The following is a 1,661-nucleotide window of genomic DNA, read 5'->3' on the forward strand; positions in this document are numbered from 1 at the left end:
GGGCGGTGTGCTGCTGGTCGCCGCGGTGGTCCTGTGGCGCGGCCGCCGCACCCGCCACTACGACGAGGCCTGAACCCCGGCCGCGTCACCCGCGGCGGCCCCGGTGTCCCCGGTGAAGACGGACACCGCCGCCCGCGCCGCGGCCTCGGTCAGCGCGATCCCCTCCTCCTGGGTCGCGCTGCCCCGCGACAGCACCGCCACCAGGTAGCCGTGGCCGCCCGCCGTCACCCGCCCGATGCTGTTGATCACCCACAGCCCGGTGGTGCTCCGTCGCAGCCAGCCGTTCTTCAACGCCCACTCCGCACCGTCGGCCGCCGCCGACACACCCCACCGCTGCCCCACGGCGATCCGCTCCATCAGCTCCCGCACGTACGCCCGTGAGGCCTCGTCCAGCTCCGAACCCTCCGCGTCGAACACCTGCCGCAGCAGCGTGATCTGGTCGGCCGCCGTGGTCTGCGTCAGCCCCCACAGCGGGCCGTCCCCGCCCGCCGTCCCCGTCAGCCCGAACCGCTCGTTCGCGGCGTCGAGCCCGTCCGCCGTCCCGATCGCCCGCCACAGCGCCGACGTGGAGTCGTTGTCACTGTTCTCGACCATGGCGGCGGCGTACGCCCTCTCCTCGGCGGTCAGCGTCCGCCCCGCGTCCTGCGCCTGGAGCAGCAGCGCCGCCAGGACGTCGACCTTGACGATGCTCGCCGTGTCGAAGACTCCCTCCCCGTACGAGGCGCCCTCCCCGGAGTCCGGGTCGAGCACCGCCACCGACACCTCGGCGCCGTCCGCCACCCCCACCGATCCCATGGCCGCCGCCAGCAACGCGTCCCGGTCCACCGCCGTTTCCTCCCCTCCGCTCGCCCGCGAGGCCGACGAGGATACGGCTTCCGCCGCCCGCGGGTGCGCCCACGAGGTCATGTACATCGCCCCCGCCGCCGTACCGCACCCGACGGTGACCAGGGCGAGGGCGAGGAGGACCAGGGCACGGCGCCGGGACCGGCGGGCACGACGGCGCCGCCGCGGTCTGCTGGAGGAGTCCATGGCCGCGATGGTCGGGGCGGCGGCTGTGCGGACCGTTGGACGGGGCTGAGAGCCGGCTCAGATCTCGGTGAGAGGCCGGTGAGGAACGCCGTCCACCCCCCGATAGGGTCGGTGACCGTGGCGAACAAGAACATTCCCGACTCCCCGTTCCGCGACGACGACGGCACCGCCGACCCCCGGCTGAGCGCCGCGCTCGCCGCCTGGGCCGAGGACGGCAACGCCGTCGGCCCCGTCCTGGAGGCCCTCAAGGGCGCCCGGCTGCTCGTCCCCGTCGTGGCCATCCTCGGGGAGGTCGAGGAGGACGAGAACGGAATGCGCCGCGAGAAGACCAGCGACATGGCCGTACCGACCCTGAAGGCCGGCGGGCGCACCGCCCTGCCCGCCTTCACGTCCACCGAGTCGCTCGCCCGCTGGGACCCGGCGGCCCGTCCCGTCGCCGTACCGCTGCACCAGGCCCTGCAGGCCGCCGCGCACGAGAAGGCGGACACGGTCGTCCTGGACCTGGCCGGGCCCGTGCCCTTCGAACTGACCGGCCCCGCGCTGCTCGCCCTCGCCGAGGGCCGTACCAGCACCGCCCCGCTCGCCGACCCGGCCGTCGTCGAGGCCGTACGGGCCGCCGTCGCCGCGGAGCC

The 1,661-nt window shown here is 75.3% G+C and carries 2 protein-coding genes; one reads left to right on the forward strand and one right to left on the reverse strand.

Annotated features, from left to right (window positions below; genetic code table 11):
* Positions 1-57 precede the first annotated feature (57 nt).
* A complete protein-coding gene (locus B7767_RS30395; protein ID WP_085574953.1) occupies positions 58-1,029 on the reverse strand; it encodes a serine hydrolase in 972 nt (323 codons plus the stop codon).
* 117 nt (positions 1,030-1,146) lie between these two features.
* Here B7767_RS30395 and B7767_RS30400 point away from each other — a divergent pair.
* A partial coding sequence (locus B7767_RS30400) for an SseB family protein (protein WP_085574954.1) occupies positions 1,147-1,661 on the forward strand: 515 nt, incomplete at its 3' end.

This window comes from Streptomyces sp. 13-12-16, from assembly GCF_002114215.1.
Taxonomy (GTDB): Bacteria; Actinomycetota; Actinomycetes; order Streptomycetales; family Streptomycetaceae; genus Streptomyces.

Coding starts and splice junctions, on each gene's coding strand:
- B7767_RS30395 (WP_085574953.1), bottom strand. CDS start 1,029: ATGGACTCCTCCAGCAGACCGCGGCGGCGCCGTCGTGCCCGCCGGTCC.